Source organism: Streptomyces sp. 11x1 (genome assembly GCF_032598905.1).
Lineage (GTDB): Bacteria > Actinomycetota > Actinomycetes > Streptomycetales > Streptomycetaceae > Streptomyces.
Genome location: NZ_CP122458.1, coordinates 5790693 through 5807515, shown reverse-complemented (window position 1 = coordinate 5807515; position 16823 = coordinate 5790693). Strand labels below are relative to the sequence as shown.

22 protein-coding genes and 1 pseudogene are annotated in these 16823 nt (G+C 70.2%); 11 read left to right on the top strand and 12 right to left on the bottom strand.

Annotated elements, in window-relative coordinates; all coding sequences use genetic code 11:
* Positions 1–4 precede the first annotated feature (4 nt).
* Together P8T65_RS25610 and P8T65_RS25605 are read left to right on the top strand one after the other, a co-directional pair.
* Positions 5–685, top strand: a complete 681-nt coding sequence (locus P8T65_RS25610; protein ID WP_316727592.1) for a hypothetical protein — start codon at positions 5–7, stop codon at positions 683–685.
* 115 nt (positions 686–800) lie between these two features.
* On the top strand, positions 801–1934 hold the full coding sequence (locus P8T65_RS25605) for a GNAT family N-acetyltransferase (protein WP_316731710.1): 1134 nt from the start codon (positions 801–803) through the stop codon (positions 1932–1934).
* Between the two features lie 55 nt (positions 1935–1989).
* Here the strand turns inward: P8T65_RS25605 and P8T65_RS25600 are convergent, their stop codons facing one another.
* Both P8T65_RS25600 and P8T65_RS25595 read right to left on the bottom strand, forming a co-directional pair.
* Positions 1990–2262 (bottom strand): DUF4031 domain-containing protein, encoded by a 273-nt coding sequence (locus P8T65_RS25600; RefSeq protein WP_184892549.1) that lies wholly within the window; start codon positions 2260–2262, stop codon positions 1990–1992.
* Positions 2259–2642 (bottom strand): hypothetical protein, encoded by a 384-nt coding sequence (locus P8T65_RS25595; RefSeq protein ID WP_316727591.1) that lies wholly within the window; start codon positions 2640–2642, stop codon positions 2259–2261. The genes P8T65_RS25600 and P8T65_RS25595 overlap by 4 nt, the downstream gene beginning before the upstream one ends.
* A gap of 55 nt (positions 2643–2697) precedes the next feature.
* Between P8T65_RS25595 and P8T65_RS25590 the strand changes: the two genes are divergently transcribed.
* Together P8T65_RS25590 and murQ are read left to right on the top strand one after the other, a co-directional pair.
* Positions 2698–3633: a MurR/RpiR family transcriptional regulator gene (locus P8T65_RS25590; RefSeq protein ID WP_316727590.1), complete on the top strand. Its 936-nt coding sequence runs from the start codon at positions 2698–2700 to the stop codon at positions 3631–3633.
* Positions 3634–3737: 104 nt separating this feature from the next.
* Positions 3738–4772 carry an N-acetylmuramic acid 6-phosphate etherase gene (gene murQ / locus P8T65_RS25585; protein WP_316727589.1) on the top strand — a complete coding sequence of 345 codons (1035 nt, stop codon included), beginning with the start codon at positions 3738–3740 and terminating at the stop codon, positions 4770–4772.
* Positions 4773–4814: 42 nt separating this feature from the next.
* Here murQ and P8T65_RS25580 read toward each other — a convergent pair whose 3' ends face one another.
* Together P8T65_RS25580 and P8T65_RS25575 are read right to left on the bottom strand one after the other, a co-directional pair.
* Positions 4815–5243 carry a PIN domain-containing protein gene (locus P8T65_RS25580; protein ID WP_316727588.1) on the bottom strand — a complete coding sequence of 143 codons (429 nt, stop codon included), beginning with the start codon at positions 5241–5243 and terminating at the stop codon, positions 4815–4817.
* Complete coding sequence (locus tag P8T65_RS25575) at positions 5240–5464, bottom strand: type II toxin-antitoxin system VapB family antitoxin (protein WP_215456348.1); 225 nt, start codon at positions 5462–5464, stop codon at positions 5240–5242. Before P8T65_RS25575 ends, P8T65_RS25580 begins: the two co-directional genes overlap by 4 nt.
* Before the next feature lie 162 nt (positions 5465–5626).
* On the opposite strand from P8T65_RS25575, the gene P8T65_RS25570 reads away from it, so the two are divergent.
* On the top strand, positions 5627–6205 hold the full coding sequence (locus P8T65_RS25570; RefSeq protein WP_316727587.1) for a hypothetical protein: 579 nt from the start codon (positions 5627–5629) through the stop codon (positions 6203–6205).
* Positions 6206–6223: 18 nt separating this feature from the next.
* On the opposite strand, the gene P8T65_RS25565 is transcribed toward P8T65_RS25570, so the two are convergent.
* Positions 6224–6442, bottom strand: a complete 219-nt coding sequence (locus P8T65_RS25565; protein WP_316727586.1) for a hypothetical protein — start codon at positions 6440–6442, stop codon at positions 6224–6226.
* Positions 6439–6672 (bottom strand): hypothetical protein, encoded by a 234-nt coding sequence (locus P8T65_RS25560; RefSeq protein WP_316727585.1) that lies wholly within the window; start codon positions 6670–6672, stop codon positions 6439–6441. The genes P8T65_RS25565 and P8T65_RS25560 overlap by 4 nt, the downstream gene beginning before the upstream one ends.
* 115 nt (positions 6673–6787) lie before the next feature.
* Between P8T65_RS25560 and P8T65_RS25555 the strand changes: the two genes are divergently transcribed.
* The 5 genes and pseudogenes from P8T65_RS25555 to P8T65_RS25535 all read left to right on the top strand — a co-directional run bounded on the left by P8T65_RS25555 (position 6788) and on the right by P8T65_RS25535 (position 10309).
* Positions 6788–7627, top strand: coding sequence for a helix-turn-helix transcriptional regulator (locus P8T65_RS25555; RefSeq protein ID WP_316727584.1), 840 nt, complete (start codon positions 6788–6790; stop codon positions 7625–7627).
* Entirely contained in the window at positions 7611–7835 is a 225-nt protein-coding gene (locus P8T65_RS25550; protein WP_316727583.1) for a DUF397 domain-containing protein, read from the top strand. The genes P8T65_RS25555 and P8T65_RS25550 overlap by 17 nt, the downstream gene beginning before the upstream one ends.
* Before the next feature lie 25 nt (positions 7836–7860).
* Positions 7861–8406, top strand: a complete 546-nt coding sequence (locus tag P8T65_RS25545; RefSeq protein ID WP_316727582.1) for a DinB family protein — start codon at positions 7861–7863, stop codon at positions 8404–8406.
* A 306-nt stretch (positions 8407–8712) separates the two neighbouring features.
* Positions 8713–9572 (top strand): annotated as a pseudogene (locus P8T65_RS25540) (hypothetical protein).
* Positions 9573–9631: 59 nt separating this feature from the next.
* The gene (locus tag P8T65_RS25535) at positions 9632–10309 is read left to right on the top strand and encodes a Uma2 family endonuclease (RefSeq protein ID WP_316727581.1); all 678 of its coding nucleotides are present in this window, start codon (positions 9632–9634) and stop codon (positions 10307–10309) included.
* Here the strand turns inward: P8T65_RS25535 and P8T65_RS25530 are convergent.
* The 3 genes from P8T65_RS25530 to P8T65_RS25520 all read right to left on the bottom strand — a co-directional run bounded on the left by P8T65_RS25530 (position 10300) and on the right by P8T65_RS25520 (position 13059).
* On the bottom strand, positions 10300–10932 hold the full coding sequence (locus P8T65_RS25530) for a superoxide dismutase family protein (RefSeq protein WP_316727580.1): 633 nt from the start codon (positions 10930–10932) through the stop codon (positions 10300–10302). The genes P8T65_RS25535 and P8T65_RS25530 overlap by 10 nt on opposite strands.
* A 202-nt stretch (positions 10933–11134) precedes the next feature.
* Positions 11135–12277: an NADH:flavin oxidoreductase gene (locus P8T65_RS25525; RefSeq protein ID WP_316727579.1), complete on the bottom strand. Its 1143-nt coding sequence runs from the start codon at positions 12275–12277 to the stop codon at positions 11135–11137.
* A gap of 203 nt (positions 12278–12480) precedes the next feature.
* Positions 12481–13059 carry a TetR family transcriptional regulator gene (locus P8T65_RS25520; RefSeq protein ID WP_316727578.1) on the bottom strand — a complete coding sequence of 193 codons (579 nt, stop codon included), beginning with the start codon at positions 13057–13059 and terminating at the stop codon, positions 12481–12483.
* 70 nt (positions 13060–13129) lie between these two features.
* On the opposite strand from P8T65_RS25520, the gene P8T65_RS25515 reads away from it, so the two are divergent.
* Positions 13130–13723, top strand: coding sequence for a dihydrofolate reductase family protein (locus P8T65_RS25515; RefSeq protein WP_316727577.1), 594 nt, complete (start codon positions 13130–13132; stop codon positions 13721–13723).
* 112 nt (positions 13724–13835) lie between these two features.
* On the opposite strand, the gene groL is transcribed toward P8T65_RS25515, so the two are convergent.
* The 3 genes from groL to P8T65_RS25500 form a co-directional block, all read right to left on the bottom strand.
* Positions 13836–15458, bottom strand: a complete 1623-nt coding sequence (gene groL / locus P8T65_RS25510; RefSeq protein WP_316727575.1) for a chaperonin GroEL — start codon at positions 15456–15458, stop codon at positions 13836–13838.
* Between the two features lie 366 nt (positions 15459–15824).
* On the bottom strand, positions 15825–16031 hold the full coding sequence (locus P8T65_RS25505; protein WP_046709519.1) for a cold-shock protein: 207 nt from the start codon (positions 16029–16031) through the stop codon (positions 15825–15827).
* A 459-nt stretch (positions 16032–16490) separates the two neighbouring features.
* Positions 16491–16766, bottom strand: a complete 276-nt coding sequence (locus tag P8T65_RS25500; protein ID WP_316727574.1) for a ubiquitin-like small modifier protein 1 — start codon at positions 16764–16766, stop codon at positions 16491–16493.
* Between the last annotated feature and the right edge of the window lie 57 nt (positions 16767–16823).

Below are 16823 nucleotides of genomic sequence, written 5' to 3'. Positions count from 1 at the left end.
GTACATGCCCGACTCCCAGTCCCCCGGCGAAGCCCTTCGCCACCGCTGGCTGCCCGCGCTGCTGTCGGCCCGGGACGGGGCCTGCCACCCCGATCCGTTCCCGTACTGCGACAACCTGATCAAGCGCTGGGCCGAGCCGCAGCGGAAGTACCACACCCTCGACCACCTCACGGCGGTGCTGGACCGTATCGAGGTGCTGGAGGACCACGCGACGGACCCGGACCTAGTCCGGCTGGCCGCCTGGTTCCATGACGCGGTGTATCTGCCGGACCGGTCGGAGAACGAGGAGCGGTCGGCGCGGCTCGCCGAGCGGGCGCTGCCGGAGGCCGGGGTGTCGGAGGAGAGGACGGCGGAGGTGGCGCGGCTGGTGCGCCTCACCGTCACGCACGATCCGGCCGACGACGACCCGAACGGTCAGGTCCTGTGCGACGCGGACCTCGCGATCCTGGCGTCACCGCCGGACGCGTACGCCGCGTACGCCGCCGCTGTGCGGGAGGAGTACGGCTTCGTCCCGGACGACGCGTTCCGAGCGGGCCGAGCGGCGGTACTGCGACAACTCCTGGACCTCCCAAGGCTGTTCAGAACCCCGTACGGCCGCCGGGAGTGGGAGGACCGGGCCCGGGAGAACCTCCGGGCGGAGCTGGCAGGTCTGACGGGGCCGACAGGACCGGCGGCCGACTGCTGAACAGGCGGCGATTCCTCACCGGGAGCGGTGAGCTGACCGGCGGCGGCAGTGGCGGCGGCGTAAATCCGGTACGTACGGACGCCTGACCCCGCCTATCCTCGCCGCCATGCGACCAATGGGTGGGGAACAGGTACGGGAAGCCGTCGAGCACTGTCTCGCGGTGCTGGGGGCGGTGGCCGACCGGGACTGGGAAGGCACCAAGGCCGGCCGGCTGGACTGGAGCTGCCGGGAGACCGCCGAGCACGTCGCAGGCGACCTGATCGCGTACGCGGCGCAGCTGGCGGGGCGGCCGACCGCGCGCTACGTACCGTTCGAGATCGACATGGCGGAGTGCGAGAACAACGCCGACCTGCTGGAGGTGATCCGGACGACCGGCGCCCTGCTCACGGCCGTCGTCCACACCACGCCCCGCACGGTCCGCGCCTTCCACCCGTACCCGTTCCGCGCCGCCGACCGCGAGGGCTTCGCGGCGATGGGCGTCGCCGAGGTGCTGCTGCACACGCACGACATCGTCGAGGGCCTCGGGCTCCCGGCGGCCACGGCCGTGCCGCCCGCCGGGCTCGGCCTGTGCGAGACCGTGCTCGCCCGTCTCTTCCCGCACGTCAGGCCCGGTGACGACCCCTGGGCGACGCTGCTGTGGGCCACCGGCCGGGGCGATCTGCCGGGCCGGACGCCCGTCACGGAGTGGAAGTGGAGCAACCCGCTGCACATCGACGCCGGGCGCCTCGTCCTCCAGGGCGTCCACCCGGCCGCCGCGGCCGATCTCACCGAGGGCGGCACCGGCGGCTTCGACTGGATCGCGGGCGGCCCGGTCGACGGGACCCGGACCGGCGCGGGCCTGGTGTTCCAGGCGTACGAGGCGGGGGTGCACCGCCCGGAGTGGGGCATGTTCGTGCTCGTCCGCAAGGAGGACGGGCTGGCCGTCGGCGCGCTCGGCTACCACGGGGCGCCGGACGAGGAGGGCCGCGTCGAGATCGGCTACGACCTGGTGGAGGGGGCGCGCGGGCAGGGTTACATGACCGAGGCGGTGCGCGCGCTGGCCGACTGGGCGCGGGAGCGGGGCCGCGCGAGGGGTGACGTACGGTCGCTGTTCGCGGTCGTCGAAAAGTCCAACCTGCCTTCGCAGGGCGTCGTTTCGCGTACCGGATTCGAGAAGGTGAGCGACGACTGGGGTGACGGGGGGCAGACCGGGGAGCAGGCCGGGGAGCACGGGGAGCAGTTCGCGTACGAACTCCGTCTGCGCGCCTGACGTACGCCGGGCCCAACCGCTCCGGTCGATCGCCCCCGGCCGGGGCCCGGCACCCTCAGACCGCCGTCCCCCGCCGCTTCGGCCGCCGCAACCCCGCTCCCGTCAGCCGGCGCAGCAGCTCCTTCGAGCCCACCTCCACGGCCCCCGCCCGCACGACCTCCGCGTAGCGATGCGAGGGGATGTCGTAGTGGTCGCGCTCGAAGGCCCGCTCGGGGATGCCCAACTCCCTGGCGAAGGCGTGCAGTTCGTCGAAGGACACGTCGCTCACGAGGTGGGACCACATACGCCCGTGCCCCGGCCAGGTGGGCGGATCGACGTAGAGGGTCACGTGGCCGTCGCCCCGCCGAGCGCGCCCAGCGCCGCGACCCGCACCCCGGCCTTGTGGCACACCCACTGCGGATCGGGCCCGAGCTCCGGCTCCACGTCGAGCGCGTGCGGGTCACCGGTGCCGCAGACCGGGCAGAGGGGCCAGCGGCCGTACCGTTCGAGCAGGGCGTCCTGGACGTCCTGGGCGACGAGCCCGGCGACGTACGCCGCGCCGTCCGGCCACTGCTCGACCCACCAGCGGCGCTGTACGACGGATTCCTCGACCATCGAGACGACATCCGCCTCGGCGACCTGCCCGGACACCAGATCGGCGAGCACGAGGGCGCGGGCGGCGTGCAGCGCCTGCTCAAGGGGGCTCACGGGGTCACTGCCGGTACTCATGCGTCCATTGTGCGGCCCTTGACCATCCCGCCCGACAGAAAATATCTTTCAAGATGTGAGCGATGACGTGAAGGAAATTTCCTCCCCGGCGTCCGGTCCACCCGCGCCGCCCGCCCCCGCCGCCCTCGCGGCGAAGGTGCGGACGCTGGCGCCCTCCATGACCCGCTCCATGCAGCGCGTCGCGGAGGCCGTGGCGAACGACCCGGCCGCCTGCGCGGCGCTCACGGTCACCGGCCTCGCCGAGCTCACGGGGACGAGCGAGGCGACGGTCGTCCGCACCGCCCGCCTCCTCGGCTACCCGGGCTACCGGGACCTGCGGCTCGCCCTCGCGGGTCTCGCCGCCCACCAGCAGTCGGGCCGCGCGCCCTCGGTCACGGCCGACATCGCGGTGGACGACCCGCTGCCCGACGTGGTCGCCAAGCTCGCGTACGACGAGCAGCAGACCCTCGCGGACACGGCGGCCGGACTCGACATGGGCCAGCTCGGCGCGGCGGTCGGAGCGCTCGCCGGGGCGCGGCGCATCGATGTGTACGGGGTCGGGGCGTCCGGGCTGGTCGCGCAGGACCTCACGCAGAAACTGCTCCGCATAGGGCTGATAGCCCAGGCGCACAGCGACCCGCATCTCGCCGTCACCAACGCGGTGCAGCTCCGCGCGAAGGACGTGGCCGTGGCGATCACCCACTCCGGCTCGACGGGCGACGTCATCGAGCCGCTGCGGGTCGCCTTCGACCACGGGGCCACGACGGTCGCGATCACCGGCCGCCCGGACGGACCGGTGTCCCAGTACGCCGACCACGTCCTGACCACCTCCACGGCACGGGAGAGCGAGCTGCGACCGGCGGCGATGTCGTCCCGGACGAGCCAACTGCTCGTCGTGGACTGCCTGTTCGTCGGAGTGGCGCAACGGACGTACGAGTCGGCCGCGCCGGCGCTGTCGGCGTCGTACGAGGCGCTGGCCCATCGGCATCGGATCGGGGGCCCCTCGCGGTAGCCGGGCCGGCGCGCACGGCGCCCGTGGCGACCGTCACGACAGCGCCCGGCATCCACCCCGAAGGCACCAGGCACAGTCGCTCCACCTGCACGGAATGAGTCACCATGCCACCCACCTGCCCCAACGCCTCCCCTCGCCCCGACACCTCCGACTCACCGAACCCGTCCGGCCAAGCCCTCCCCGACCCCTCCGCCCTCCCGAACTCCTCCGCCCTCGCCAACCACCTCGCCGTGCGTGCCGAGTTGGAGGCGTTGACGACCGAGGCGTTCCGGCCGGAGCTCGCCGACATCGATCAGCTTCCGACGCTCGACATCGCCAAGCTGATGAACACCGAGGACGCGGCGGTGCCGACGGCCGTGGCCGCGCAGCTGCCGCTGATCGCGGCCGCGATCGACGCGATCGCGGAGCGGATGGCCCGGGGCGGCCGGCTGATCTACGCGGGCGCGGGCACGGCGGGCCGCTTGGGCGTGCTGGACGCGTCCGAGTGCCCGCCGACGTTCAACACGGACCCGACGCAGGTCGTGGGCCTGATCGCGGGCGGCCGGGAGGCCATGGTCACCTCGATCGAGGGCGCGGAGGACTCGGCGGAACTGGCCCGCGCCGACCTCGACGCGCTCGCGCTGACGCCCGACGACACGGTGGTCGGCGTCTCGGCCTCGGGCCGCACCCCGTACGCGGTGGGAGCGGTGGAGCACGCGCGGGCGGCCGGCGCGCTGACGGTGGGCCTGTCCTGCAACACGGCCAGCGCGCTCGCGGCGGCGGCCGACCACGGCATCGAGATCGTCGCAGGCCCCGAGCTGGTCACCGGCTCGACCCGGCTCAAGGCGGGCACGGCCCAGAAGCTCGTCCTCAACATGCTCTCGACGATCACGATGATCCGCCTCGGCAAGACCTACGGGAACCTGATGGTCGACGTCCGGGCCACCAACGACAAGCTCCGAGCCCGCTCCCACCGCATCGTCGCCCTCGCCACCGGCGCGACGGACGATGAGATCGAAACGGCCCTCACCGCCACGAACGGCCAGGTCAAGAACGCCATCCTCACGATCCTGAGCGGCGTGGACGCCCCCACGGCGACCCGCCTGCTGACAGAGAACGAGGGCCACCTGAGGGCGGCGTTGGCGGCGGCGACGCGGTGAGGAGTCACTGAACCCCACGGAAGGCACCCCTGGCTCCGCCGTCTACAGCGACCTCTGCAGTGGCCCCTGATGCACATTGAGCTGTCGCAGCTCGACCGCCAGGCGAGCGGCTGTCACGAAGTCCCTGTCGTCGTGCAGCACGACCAGGCCGTGGTGAGCGGCGGTGGCACAGATCTGGAGATCGACGGCGGACAGCGCCTGGTGCTCTCCCCGCTCGGCGGCTCTCAGCTGCAGGCCGCCGATCCACTTGGGCGCCTGCTTCGGAACGGAGACGTCGTCGTAGAGTTCCGCGAACATCGCGCTGTACGCCTCGTACTCCTTAAGGCCACGTGCCGACCGAAGGAACTCCGCCCGCTGCGGATAGCACGAACGGATGTCGCCGTCCATGGCGATCGGGCGCCACGCGTCGCGCAGCTGCCGGTCCCTGAGCAGGCGCCACAGGGCCGACGAGTCCAGCAGGTACCCGCTCACGCGCGGTGGGCCTCCTTGTCCGCGCGATGCGCGGCCTCGGCCCCTTCGATGTCCCACTCCTGGGCGAGGTCGAAGTACTTGTCGTAGGCGGTGCCACGCTGCAACCGCAGGTTGTACTCCTCCAGCGCCTTCGCCACCGCGGCCGTCTTCGTCCGGTGCCCGCCCAGGCGCTTGGCGGTCTCCAGCGCCTCGTCGTCGATGTCGATGTGTGTCAGGGACATACGAACTCCCGCGATGCGATGTACAGATTCATCCGCGATCTCACTCAGCAGTGTACATAGCTCACGTCGACCGAGCCCGGCCCCGACGGGACTGTCAGTGGTGTGTGGCACGGTGGTGGGGTCGCTGTCGTCTCCCCCACCCCTCCGGGAAGGACCGAGCCCGTGAACCACGCCCAGCTCACTGCCCTCGGCCGTGCCCTGCGTGTCCTCGGGGAGCACGGCGAGGCGCTGAACGCCGACACCCCGGACGCCCGGCTGCACGAGGTGAAGGCCGACATCAAGCGAGCGCTGGAGCTGCTGGACGAGACGGTCACGACGGCCGCCCCCACCACCCGCTGCGCCGAGCACCCGAACGGCCCGGTGGACGAGGAGGCCCCCGACCGCTGCCTGCTCTGCGAGACCCGCCGCCGAGCCGCCCGCCGCACCCAGCTGAACGACAGCTACGGCCCGCCCCGTCCCACCGGCCCCACCACTCCGGCCCCCTCCCGCTACGGCATCCGGGACGACCGCCCCGAACCCCAGCAGCGCTGGCTCCCGGAAGCGTGGAACGGCCAGGTCTGGCAGCTGTGCGGTACCCCCCGCCGCGACCGCCGGGAGGCCGAGCTCTACCTCGCCGCCCAACGCCGCGGCCCCCGCCCCGCCATCGCCTACCGCCTGGTCCAGGAGTTCACCGACTACGACGTGACCCGCATCTGGGGCGAGCCGGTCCGCATGGACATCGAGCCCCTGGGGAACGTGTGAGCTCCGGGAGACCGTCGCTCAGCACGGCAGCCGGCCCTCCTCGTTGACCCGGCGCACCCGGGCCCGCAGCACCTCCCCCGGCGTGGCCTCGCGCAGCGACCCCGGCGGGCAGTCCCACTCCCGCCCGCCCCCGACCGGCCGCAACTGCGTGTAACCACCCTCGTGCCCCATGACCTCCCCGAGCCGCCCGTCCCGTACGTCCACGGCGTACGACCGCGAGCCCCGCGGAGCGGTCACGTCTCGGCCGCCTTGCGCAGGACGGCGGCGAGCTTGGCGGCGACCTGGTGGTTGCAGCGCCCCAACTCGACGAGAGGGTAAGGCAGTTCACTGGCGCCGGTGATCGGGTCCACGCGCAGGGACGGCAGGATGATCCCGACCCCGCGCAGCGCCTGGTCGAGCTGCTCCACGGCGTCCTCCGTCGAGAACGCGGACCGGCGCCGCCGCCCGTTCGCTGCTCTGTTCTTCACGTCGCCATTCCTCCACGCTGGGTTGCCGATTCACGACACAGCGTGTCCGAGATCGCCCTAACCTGGCCAGACGCGGAGCGTTGACAACGGCGACTGCCGAACAGGGAGCAACACGATGCCAGGACCGAGGGACCTCGACCCGTCGTCATCCCCCCGCGCACTGCTGGGCGCCGAATTGCGGCACGCCCGAGAGAAGGCGGGCCTCAGCCAGGAGGAGTTGGGCCAACAGCTCTTCGTGAGCGGTTCGTTCGTGAGCCAGCTCGAAGCGGGGATGCGACGTATGCAGCCGGATCTGGCCCGCCTCACCGATCTCGCCCTCGGCACGGACGACTTCTTCAGCCGAAACTGCGGTGCCACAGCCAAGTCCAAGTACCCGGAGCACTTCGCGGAGGCGGCGGAGGCAGAGGCGGTCGCCACGAGGATCAGGGAGTACGCGCCCATGCTGATCCCCGGACTGCTCCAGACTCGGGCCTACGCCGAGGCCCTGTTCATCGGCCATCAGCCGACGGCCCCTGACGACGAGATCGACAAGCTCGTCCTGGCGCGGCTGGAGCGAGCCAAGCTCCTCGGCCATCCGACAAAGCCTCTGTTGAGGGTCGTACTCGACGAGGCGGCCCTGCGCCGGAGAACAGGCAACCGAGCGGTCATGGCCGAGGCCCTGCACCACGTCGCCGCCCTGGTCAACCGCCGCCGCGTCATTGCACAGGTGATCCCGTTCAACGCCGGCGCCCACACCCTGATGGGCGGGGCCCTCAAGCTGATGACCTTCGACGACGCCCCACCGCTCGTGTACTTCGAAGGCCCCGGGACCGGCAGACTGGAAGACGACCCGGCCACCGTCGCCCGCTACGAACTGGCCTACGATTTGCTGGGGGCCACCGCGCTCTCGCCCCACGAATCTCTGGCCTTGATCGAATCAGTGGCGGAGGATTGCGCCCATGAAGATCAGCCCTGAGTACCACCTGCCCTCGGCGATATGGCACAAGTCGAGTTACAGCGACGGCAGCGGCGGCAACTGCCTCGAAGTGGCCCTCTCCGCCTCCCCCCACATCCCCGTGCGCGACTCCAAGAACCCCCTCGGTCCGAAGCTCGTGTTCCGAGCCGCGAGCTGGTCCCTGTTCATCGAACAACTGAAGAGCGAGGTCAACGAGGTCAGGATCTGACCTACACACTCCCTAGCGTGGAGCCATGAACACCACCACGAACACCCCGGCCCGCACCCTCCCCACCGAAGAGCACGCCACCCTGCTGGACGCCCTGGCGCAGCACCGCGACTTCCTGCGCCTCACCACCCGCGACCTCACCGACGAGCAGGCCGGCCGACGCACGACCGCCAGCGAGCTGTGCCTCGGCGGCCTGGTCAAACACGTCACGTCGGTGGAGCGCAAGTGGGTGACGTTCATCCTGGAGGGCACGTCGTCGATGCCCGACTTCACCAAGATGACCGACGCCGACTGGGCCCGCCGCGCGGACGAGTTCCGCATGCTGCCCGGCGAGACCCTGGCGGACGTACTGGACGCGTACGCGCGCACGGCGGACCGAACGAACGAGGTGATCGCCGCACTGCCCGACCTGAACGTCTCTCACCCGCTGCCGAAGGCGCCCTGGTTCGAGGGCCAGCCGCACTGGTCGGCCCGCAGGGTGCTGCTGCACATCATCGGCGAGACGGCCCAGCACTCCGGCCACGCGGACATCATCAGGGAGTCCCTGGACGGCGCCCAGAGCATGGCCTGACGCACCGAGGCCCGACCGCCCCGAGGCTCAAGCCACCAGCCGCGAGCCCTCTTTTTTCGGAATGGGTGGAGGGCCTCAACCCACCCTCCCACCCGGCAAGTTGACGTCACGCGTTCAACTTGCCACGCACCGTGACGGTGCTGATACGGTGCCCGCAGACGAAACAGCCCCCGCCAGGTGCTACCAACACCTGCGGGGGCTTGACCTACAAGATCGAAGGAACGATTCGATCCCATGGCTGCTGCCAACCTTAGTGGCGCTCCCCTGCCCGCGCACGCGGACCCGCACCCTCCGCACCGTCACCCCATGGCCAACCCGGGCTACGGCAAGCGCACCGCCCCCGGCCAACTCCCGCGCACGGCCCACGACTTCGCCGACCTCCCACCCCGCGAGGCGGCGATCGCCGCGTACCTCGACCGCCTGCCCGACGGCGCCGACATCAGCGTGAAGACGCTGGCCAAGGAGCTGTCGTACGGCCAATGCGCGCTGCGTACGGCCCTCAACAGGATCCAGGACGCGGGCCACTTGCGCCGGGGCCGCGAACACCTGACCGCCGAGTCGGGGACATCGCAATGGATCACCCGAACGTGGTTCTCCCGTACCGCGCGCGACGACACCTGGTGGGCGAGGTTCACCCGGGGTGACGTACCCGAAGAGGAACCGGGCCGAGCCCGCCCCACCCGCTCCCGCGCCCACATCCTGCTGGCCGCCCTGGGCCGTACGACCCCGGCCCTGCCCCTCTCCCAGGCCGATTGCGTGACCCTGGCCCCGCTACTGACCCCGTGGTTCGAGCGAGGCGCCACCGACGAGTCCGTGATCCGCGCCCTCACCACGGCCTCCCCACCCCCATCCACAGCCCGGCGGCCCTGATCCGCACCCGCCTACGCGACAAACTCCCCCCAGAACCACTACCGGCACCAACACCGGCACCGGCACACACACCGGAGTCACCCCCGTCCCGCCCGCCCCTCCGCATGCTGGAATGCTCCCGCTGCCGCACCCCGGGCCGGCCGGAAGCCCTCCCGGGCGGAGTCTGCGGCGCGTGCCGTGGCGAACGCGCCCCGGCCCAGCCCAAGGCGCCCCTGTCCGCCGACGCGGTCCGCACCCACGTGGCCCAGATCCGTGCGGCGATGTCACAACAGCCACGAGAGGGGACGCCCGTATGACCGCTCCTACGGTCCGACGACACCACGCCGGGGCACGATGGGAGGAAGGAGGCGACACCATGACCCCTGACACCGCCGAGCGCCCGCAGATGTCCGTCGAGGACTTCGAGGAACTCGTCCGCAGGGCTCCGAGGGAGCTGCGGAACCGGCTGGAGTTTCTCGGCGGGAAGCTGCGCGTCCGGCACGGCCCGCTCGACGTCCACGAGTTCGAGGAGCTGGCCGCCGTTGCTCCCGAGACCGTGCGGCTTGAGTACATCAACGGAAAAGTAGAGGTCAAGGCCATGCCGGACGGCAACCACCGGTCGATCTTCATGTGGCTGCTGCGCCAGTGCATGCAACACCGTCCCGATCTGGATCTCGTGCCTGAGTCGGGAGTGAAGGGCGAGGCATATCGGAAGGGTCGCGCCCGCACGGACGGCACCCTGGTGCCGGTGGATCACTTCCGAGGCGACGGCGAGTGGTCCAACCCCGACGGCACCCTGATGGCCGTGGAGATCACTTCCCACGACCGCGACACCGACCAGCGCGACCGCGTCGACAAGCCCCTCGGCTACGCGGCGGCCGACATCCCCGTCTGCCTCCTCATCGACCGCGACGACCACACCCTCAAGGTCTTCAGCGAGCCCAAGGACGGCCGCTACCAGCAGACCGAGTCCTATTCCTGGGGGGCGGCCGTCGAGCTGCCCGCCCCCGTCGGCATCACCCTCAGGACGGAGAAGCTGAAGGGCTACGCCTGACCCCGGAACGGCACGTTCACGCAGGCCAGCCGCGCTCCCGCCGTTCCCGCGTGTCCCTCGTGCGTGGAGGTCGCCGCCTCGTGCAGCACCACGGACCGGGCCCCGCCCTCCCGGAAGCGCCAGTCGACGACGGCGACGGAGCGCGCCGAGCCGTCCTCGTTCGTCCGCACGTCCAGCCACACCTCGTTCTCGGGGTTGGCGTAGGCGGGGTCGACGGACGGCTGCTTCGGGTCGGCCTCGTCCTGGTAGTGCGGCCCTGCGTCGGCGGGCAGCTTGCCGCACGGTTTGGTGTGCACGTGCGCCCCGTACGCGCGGTTCGCGACAAGATCCCGCAGCCGCAGCTCGACCCGCGTACCGCCGTCGCGCCGCAACTCCTCCTTGACCTGCACCCGCCCTGCGACCGGCACCAGTTCGGCGTCGTAGGTGACGGCGGGCGCCACATCGGCGGTGGCGGCCGGGGCGAACACCGTCTTGACGACGAGCTTCGGGACGGGCACCTTCTCGGCGACGGTCTCGCTGGCGCCCGCGTTCGCGGCGACGCCGAGTCCACCGGCGACGGCTGCGACGGCGGCACCGGCCGCGATGAGCCGCTTGTTCTTCAGGGTGAGCTTGTGTCGTGCCATGGGGATCTTGTCCGATTCGTGGGGGGGGTGGAGGGACCAGCATGGTCATCGGCAAGTCGGCGCCCCAACTACCGCTGATGTCAACGGAGTTGGGGCGCCGACGCGTCGTGCCACGACACTACAACGACACATATGACGGAATTGGTTCGCTACCGCCGGGTAGTGGGGAGACTTGGCGAAACATCCCCGGCGCGGGGGCGACTCAGCTGAGCGAGCCCAGCGCCGCCGGCTCGAACGTCTTCAGTTCGTCGAAGCGGCCCTGGAGCACCTTCGCGGCCCACTCGGGGTCCTGGAGCAGCGCCCGGCCCACGGCGACGAGGTCGAACTCCTCCGCCTCCAGCCCGTCCAGCAGGTCGTCGATGCTCTTCGTCGCCGCCCCCTCCCCGGTGAACACGGCGAGGAACTCCCCGTCCAGGCCGACCGAACCGACCGTGATGGTCGGCTTGCCGGTGAGCTTCTTCGTCCAGCCCGCGAGGTTCAGCTCGGACCCCTCGAACTCGGCCTGCCAGTAGCGGCGCGTGGACGCGTGGAACGCGTCGACACCGGCCGCCACCAGCGGGCTCAGCACCGCTTCCAGCTCCTCCGGCGTCTCGGCGAGACGCGCGTCGTACGCGTCCTGCTTCCACTGCGAGTAGCGGAAGATGACGGGGAAGTCGGCGGACACGGAGTCCCGTACGGCCGCCACGACCTCCGCAGCGAACTTCGTACGGGCGACGAGGTCCCCGCCGTAGGCGTCGGTGCGACGGTTGGTGTGCGCCCAGAGGAACTGGTCGACGAGGTAGCCGTGGGCGCCGTGGATCTCGACGCCGTCCATGCCGATGCGCTCGGCCTCGGCGGCGGACTTGGCGAAGGCCGCGACGACCTCGTCGATGTCGGCCTGGGTCATCGCCCGGCCGCCCTCGGCCTCGGTGCCGTCGGGCCGCAGACCGGAGGGGCCGAGGACCGGGGCCTCGGGGAACAGCTTGCCCTGCTGCCGGACGGTCCCGATGTGCCACAGCTGCGGCACGATCGTCCCGCCCCCGGCGTGCACGGCCTCGGCGACCTTCGCCCACCCGGCGAGCTGCTCCTCACCGGCGAACCGGGGCACCCCGTCGAGGTCACCCGCCGTCTCGTGCCCGACGTACGTCCCCTCGGTCACGATCAGCCCGACCCCCGCGGCCGCCCGCCGTCCGTAGTACGAGGCGACGTCCGCACCGGGCACACCCCCGGGCGAGAACACCCGCGTCATCGGCGCCATCGCAATCCGGTTGGGGATGGTCAGCCCGTTGATCGTGACGGGCCGGGACAGCACCTCGGCGGCTCGGGACGTGGAACCAGTGGTGGAGGCGGTGGAAGCGGTGGTCACGTGGGGACTCCTTGGAGGCGTCGGTCGGACAGCGAGGAGTGTCGACGGCGTCGGACCGTCGAGTCCTGACGGTATGTGCACATGCATCAACCGTCTCCCTAGCCCAACGGCCGCTCCCCCTGCCGCATTCCGATCCACCTCGACGGCGCCCTGTGACCCCGGGCACAGCAGCGTCCGGGGCTCCTTCGGACGAGCGCGACGGTCTACTCCGCCCCCACGATGCGCTCCACGGCGGCCGTCACCAGTTGTTCACGCTCCGCCTCGGTGAAGACGTCCGGCAGCGTGAGCTGTTCGACGATCAGCCAGTTCAGCGTCAGGATGAGCAGCTTGACGGCCATGGCGTCGCCGGGGAGGCCGGAAGCCTCGTGATAGGCGACATTGGCGTCGACGTCGGCTCGGACCCGATCAGTGAGGACCTTGCGCAGTTCGGGGCGCCGGGTGGCCTCGAGGCGCAGCTCGAGCAGCGCGAGGTAACCGGTGCGGAAGGCGGCGATGCGGCCGACGAGCTCGCGCATCAGTTCGGCGTAGGTCTCCCGGTCGCGTCCGGCCGCCCGCTGACGGGCGATGGTGGCCTCGTCGGGCTGGAGTCGCTCGTAGACCCGGGCGCCGGCCTGGGTGAACAGGTCGTCGCGGTTGGCGAAGTAGTTGGACGCCGTGCCGACGGGCACGGCGGCTTCGGCATCCACAGCCCGGAAAGTCAGGCCTCGTGCACCTTCTCGGGCCAGCACCTCGATCGCCGCGTCGACGAGGGCCGCGCGCCGCTGCTCGTTCCGTCTCACCATTGACACCACTCCGGATGTAGTACTACGTTCAAACCACTTCAAGCAGAGTACTACGCATGGGGGTCATGAGATGCGAAAGCTCGTGTATTACGTCGGCGTCTCGCTCGACGGCCGTATCGCCGGTCCCGGCGGCGAATTCGACTTCTTCCCGCAGGGCGACGAGCAGCAGGCCGCCGCCTACTCGACCTGGATGAACGCGCTGCACCCGGAGACCGTCCCGACCGCCTACCGCGCGGCCGTCGGCGTCGCCGACGCGCCCAACCGGCGTTTCGACACCGTCGTCATGGGCCTCGGCACCTACCGCCCCGCCCTCGACAACGGGATCACCAGCCCGTACGCGCACCTGCGTCAGTACGTCGTCTCCAGCACCCTCGCACCGGACACCGACCCGGCCGTCACCGTCGTACCGAGCGACCCGCTCGCCCTCGTCCGTGAGCTCAAGGGCGAAGGGAGCACCGGCCTGGACATCTGGCTCTGCGGCGGCGGCCGGCTCGCGGGCACCCTGCTGCCCGAGATCGACGAGCTGCTGATCAAGACCTACCCGGTCGTCGCCGGCACCGGAATCCCGATGGTCGACGGCGCCTTCGACCCCACCGCCTTCAACACCGCCGAACGCACGGCCTTCCCGAACGGAGTCACCCTCACCCACCTCACGCGCCGCTGATCCGGGGGACCCTCTCCGGCTCCCCTCTCAGCCGAAACGCCCGAGGGCGGCACCCCCCGTTTCCAGGGAGTGCCGCCCTCGGTACCGCAGGACGGTGATCGACCGGGGTCGATCAGAAGTCCATGTCACCGCCCGGCATGCCGCCGCCGGCGGGCGCGGCGGCCTTCTCCGGCTTGTCGGCGATGACGGCCTCGGTGGTCAGGAAGAGCGCGGCGATGGAGGCGGCGTTCTGCAGAGCGGAACGCGTCACCTTCGCCGGGTCGATGATGCCGGAGGCGATCATGTCGACGTACTCACCGGTCGCGGCGTTCAGACCGTGACCGACCTGGAGGTTGCGGACCTTCTCCACGACGACGCCACCCTCGAGACCACCGTTGACGGCGATCTGCTTGAGCGGGGCCTCCAGCGCGAGCTTCACGGCGTTGGCGCCGGTCGCCTCGTCACCCTCCAGCTCCAGCTTCTCGAAGACCTGGGAGGCCTGCAGCAGGGCCACGCCACCACCGGCGACGATGCCCTCCTCGACGGCCGCCTTCGCGTTGCGAACGGCGTCCTCGATGCGGTGCTTGCGCTCCTTGAGCTCCACCTCGGTCGCGGCACCGGCCTTGATGACGGCCACGCCGCCCGCGAGCTTCGCCAGGCGCTCCTGGAGCTTCTCGCGGTCGTAGTCCGAGTCGCTGTTCTCGATCTCGGCGCGGATCTGGTTGACCCGGCCCTGGACCTGCTCCGAGGAGCCGGCCCCGTCGACGATGGTGGTCTCGTCCTTGGTGATGACGACCTTGCGGGCACGGCCCAGGAGGTCGATGGTGGTGTTCTCGAGCTTGAGGCCGACCTCCTCGGAGATGACCTCGCCGCCGGTGAGGATGGCGATGTCGTTCAGCATCGCCTTGCGGCGGTCACCGAAGCCCGGGGCCTTGACGGCGACGGACTTGAAGGTGCCACGGATCTTGTTGACGACCAGGGTCGACAGGGCCTCGCCCTCGACGTCCTCGGCGATGATCAGCAGCGGCTTGCCCGACTGCATGACCTTCTCCAGGAGCGGGAGCAGGTCCTTGACGTTGGTGACCTTGGAGTTGGCGATGAGGATGTAGGGGTCCTCCAGGACCGCCTCCATGCGCTCCATGTCGGTCGCGAAGTACGCCGAGATGTAGCCCTTGTCGAAGCGCATACCCTCGGTGAGCTCAAGCTCCAGACCGAAGGTCTGCGACTCCTCGACGGTGATGACGCCTTCCTTGCCGACCTTGTCCATGGCCTCGGCGATCAGCTCGCCGATCTGGGTGTCGGCGGCGGAGATGGAGGCCGTGGAGGCGATCTGCTCCTTGGTCTCGACCTCCTTGGCCTGGTCGAGCAGCGCACCGGAGACGGCCTCGACGGCCTTCTCGATGCCGCGCTTGAGGGCCATCGGGTTGGCGCCGGCGGCTACGTTGCGCAGGCCTTCCTTGACCAGGGCCTGGGCGAGAACGGTCGCGGTGGTCGTACCGTCACCGGCGACGTCGTCCGTCTTCTTGGCGACTTCCTTGACCAGCTCGGCGCCGATCTTCTCGTACGGGTCCTCGAGCTCGATCTCCTTGGCGATGGACACACCATCGTTGGTGATCGTGGGGGCGCCCCACTTCTTCTCGAGGACGACGTTCCGGCCCTTGGGGCCGAGCGTCACCTTGACGGCGTCCGCGAGCTGGTTCATGCCGCGCTCGAGGCCGCGCCGCGCCTCCTCGTCGAACGCGATGATCTTGGCCATGTGAAGTGGTCCTCCCGGACTGGGGTGGATTGCTCCGGACCGCGCTGGCGCCCGCGACGGACGGCCTGCCTGCCTCGTGGTTCCTTGCCCCACCCGGCCTGCGGGCCTCACCGACCCGGTCCTCGTTGTCACTCTCACCTTCAGAGTGCTAACGCCAATGATTAGCACTCGACCATGCCGAGTGCAAGCGGCTCTCGATGATCCGCAGGTGAACGCGCCCGCGCACGCGCCGCCCCGGCGCCCCGCGCACACCCCTCACACACAGGAGGGCCCGCAGCACACGCAGGAGGGCCCGCACCCCTGACGGGGTGCGGGCCCTCCCGAAAAGAACGAAGAACGTCGCTGCGTGAAACCCGGCGCGTTACTTCAGCCGACCGCGAGCCGGACCATGTCCGCCTGCGGTCCCTTCTGACCCTGCGAGATCTCGAACTCGACCCGCTGGCCCTCTTCCAGGGTGCGGTAACCGTCCATCTGGATCGCGCTGTAGTGGACGAATACATCCGCACCACCGTCGACCGCGATGAAGCCGTACCCCTTCTCCGCGTTGAACCACTTGACGGTGCCCTGAGCCATGCCTAACTCCCCTATTACTGGCCCTTGCACAGATCCACACTTCGCGGATCCGGGTCAGACCTCACCCCCCAACGGTTGGGGGTGTGCGCCGGAACGCGTCGACCGCGGCCGAATGTATCTGTCCAACTGCCCTCTGCAACAGGTCAATCGGACGAGAATTCTGGACACGACCGGTCGGGAATGTACGAACAATTCGTCTGAATTCAGGGCAAGTCGGGCCCCATAAAAGGAACGAAATACGCAAAAGGCCTGCACACTTTGGCTACTTCATATAGGGCGTGCGGCGCGATCGGATATGCGCCCGGCAAGAATCACTACGGTGATCGGACCGGGTTCCCCAACTCTACAGTGCTCAACCATAGAGAATTGCCCCCTCCGCTTCTCTCGCGGAGGGGGCAATTCGGTGAACTCTCGGTAATCAAAGTTACCGACGGTTACTACCGACCGGTACGACGGCGGTCAGCCACCGGCGACCGCGGGAATGATCGAAACACCCGCACCGTCCGGCGTGGCCGTCTCCAGACCCTGCTCGAATCGGACGTCGTCGTCGTTCACGTACACGTTCACGAACCGCCGCAGCTTGCCCTGATCGTCGAGCACCCGGGCGGCGATCCCGTTGTGGTTCTTCTCCAGATCGGCGATGACCTCCCCGAGGGTCGCCCCCTCGGCACTCACCTCGGCCTGCCCGCCGGTGTAGGTGCGAAGGATGGTGGGGATGCGGACGGAAACGCTCACGATGGGACCTCCGGTCAGATGTTTTCAGGGGCGCGGGGCTGTGTTCAATGTGCGGCT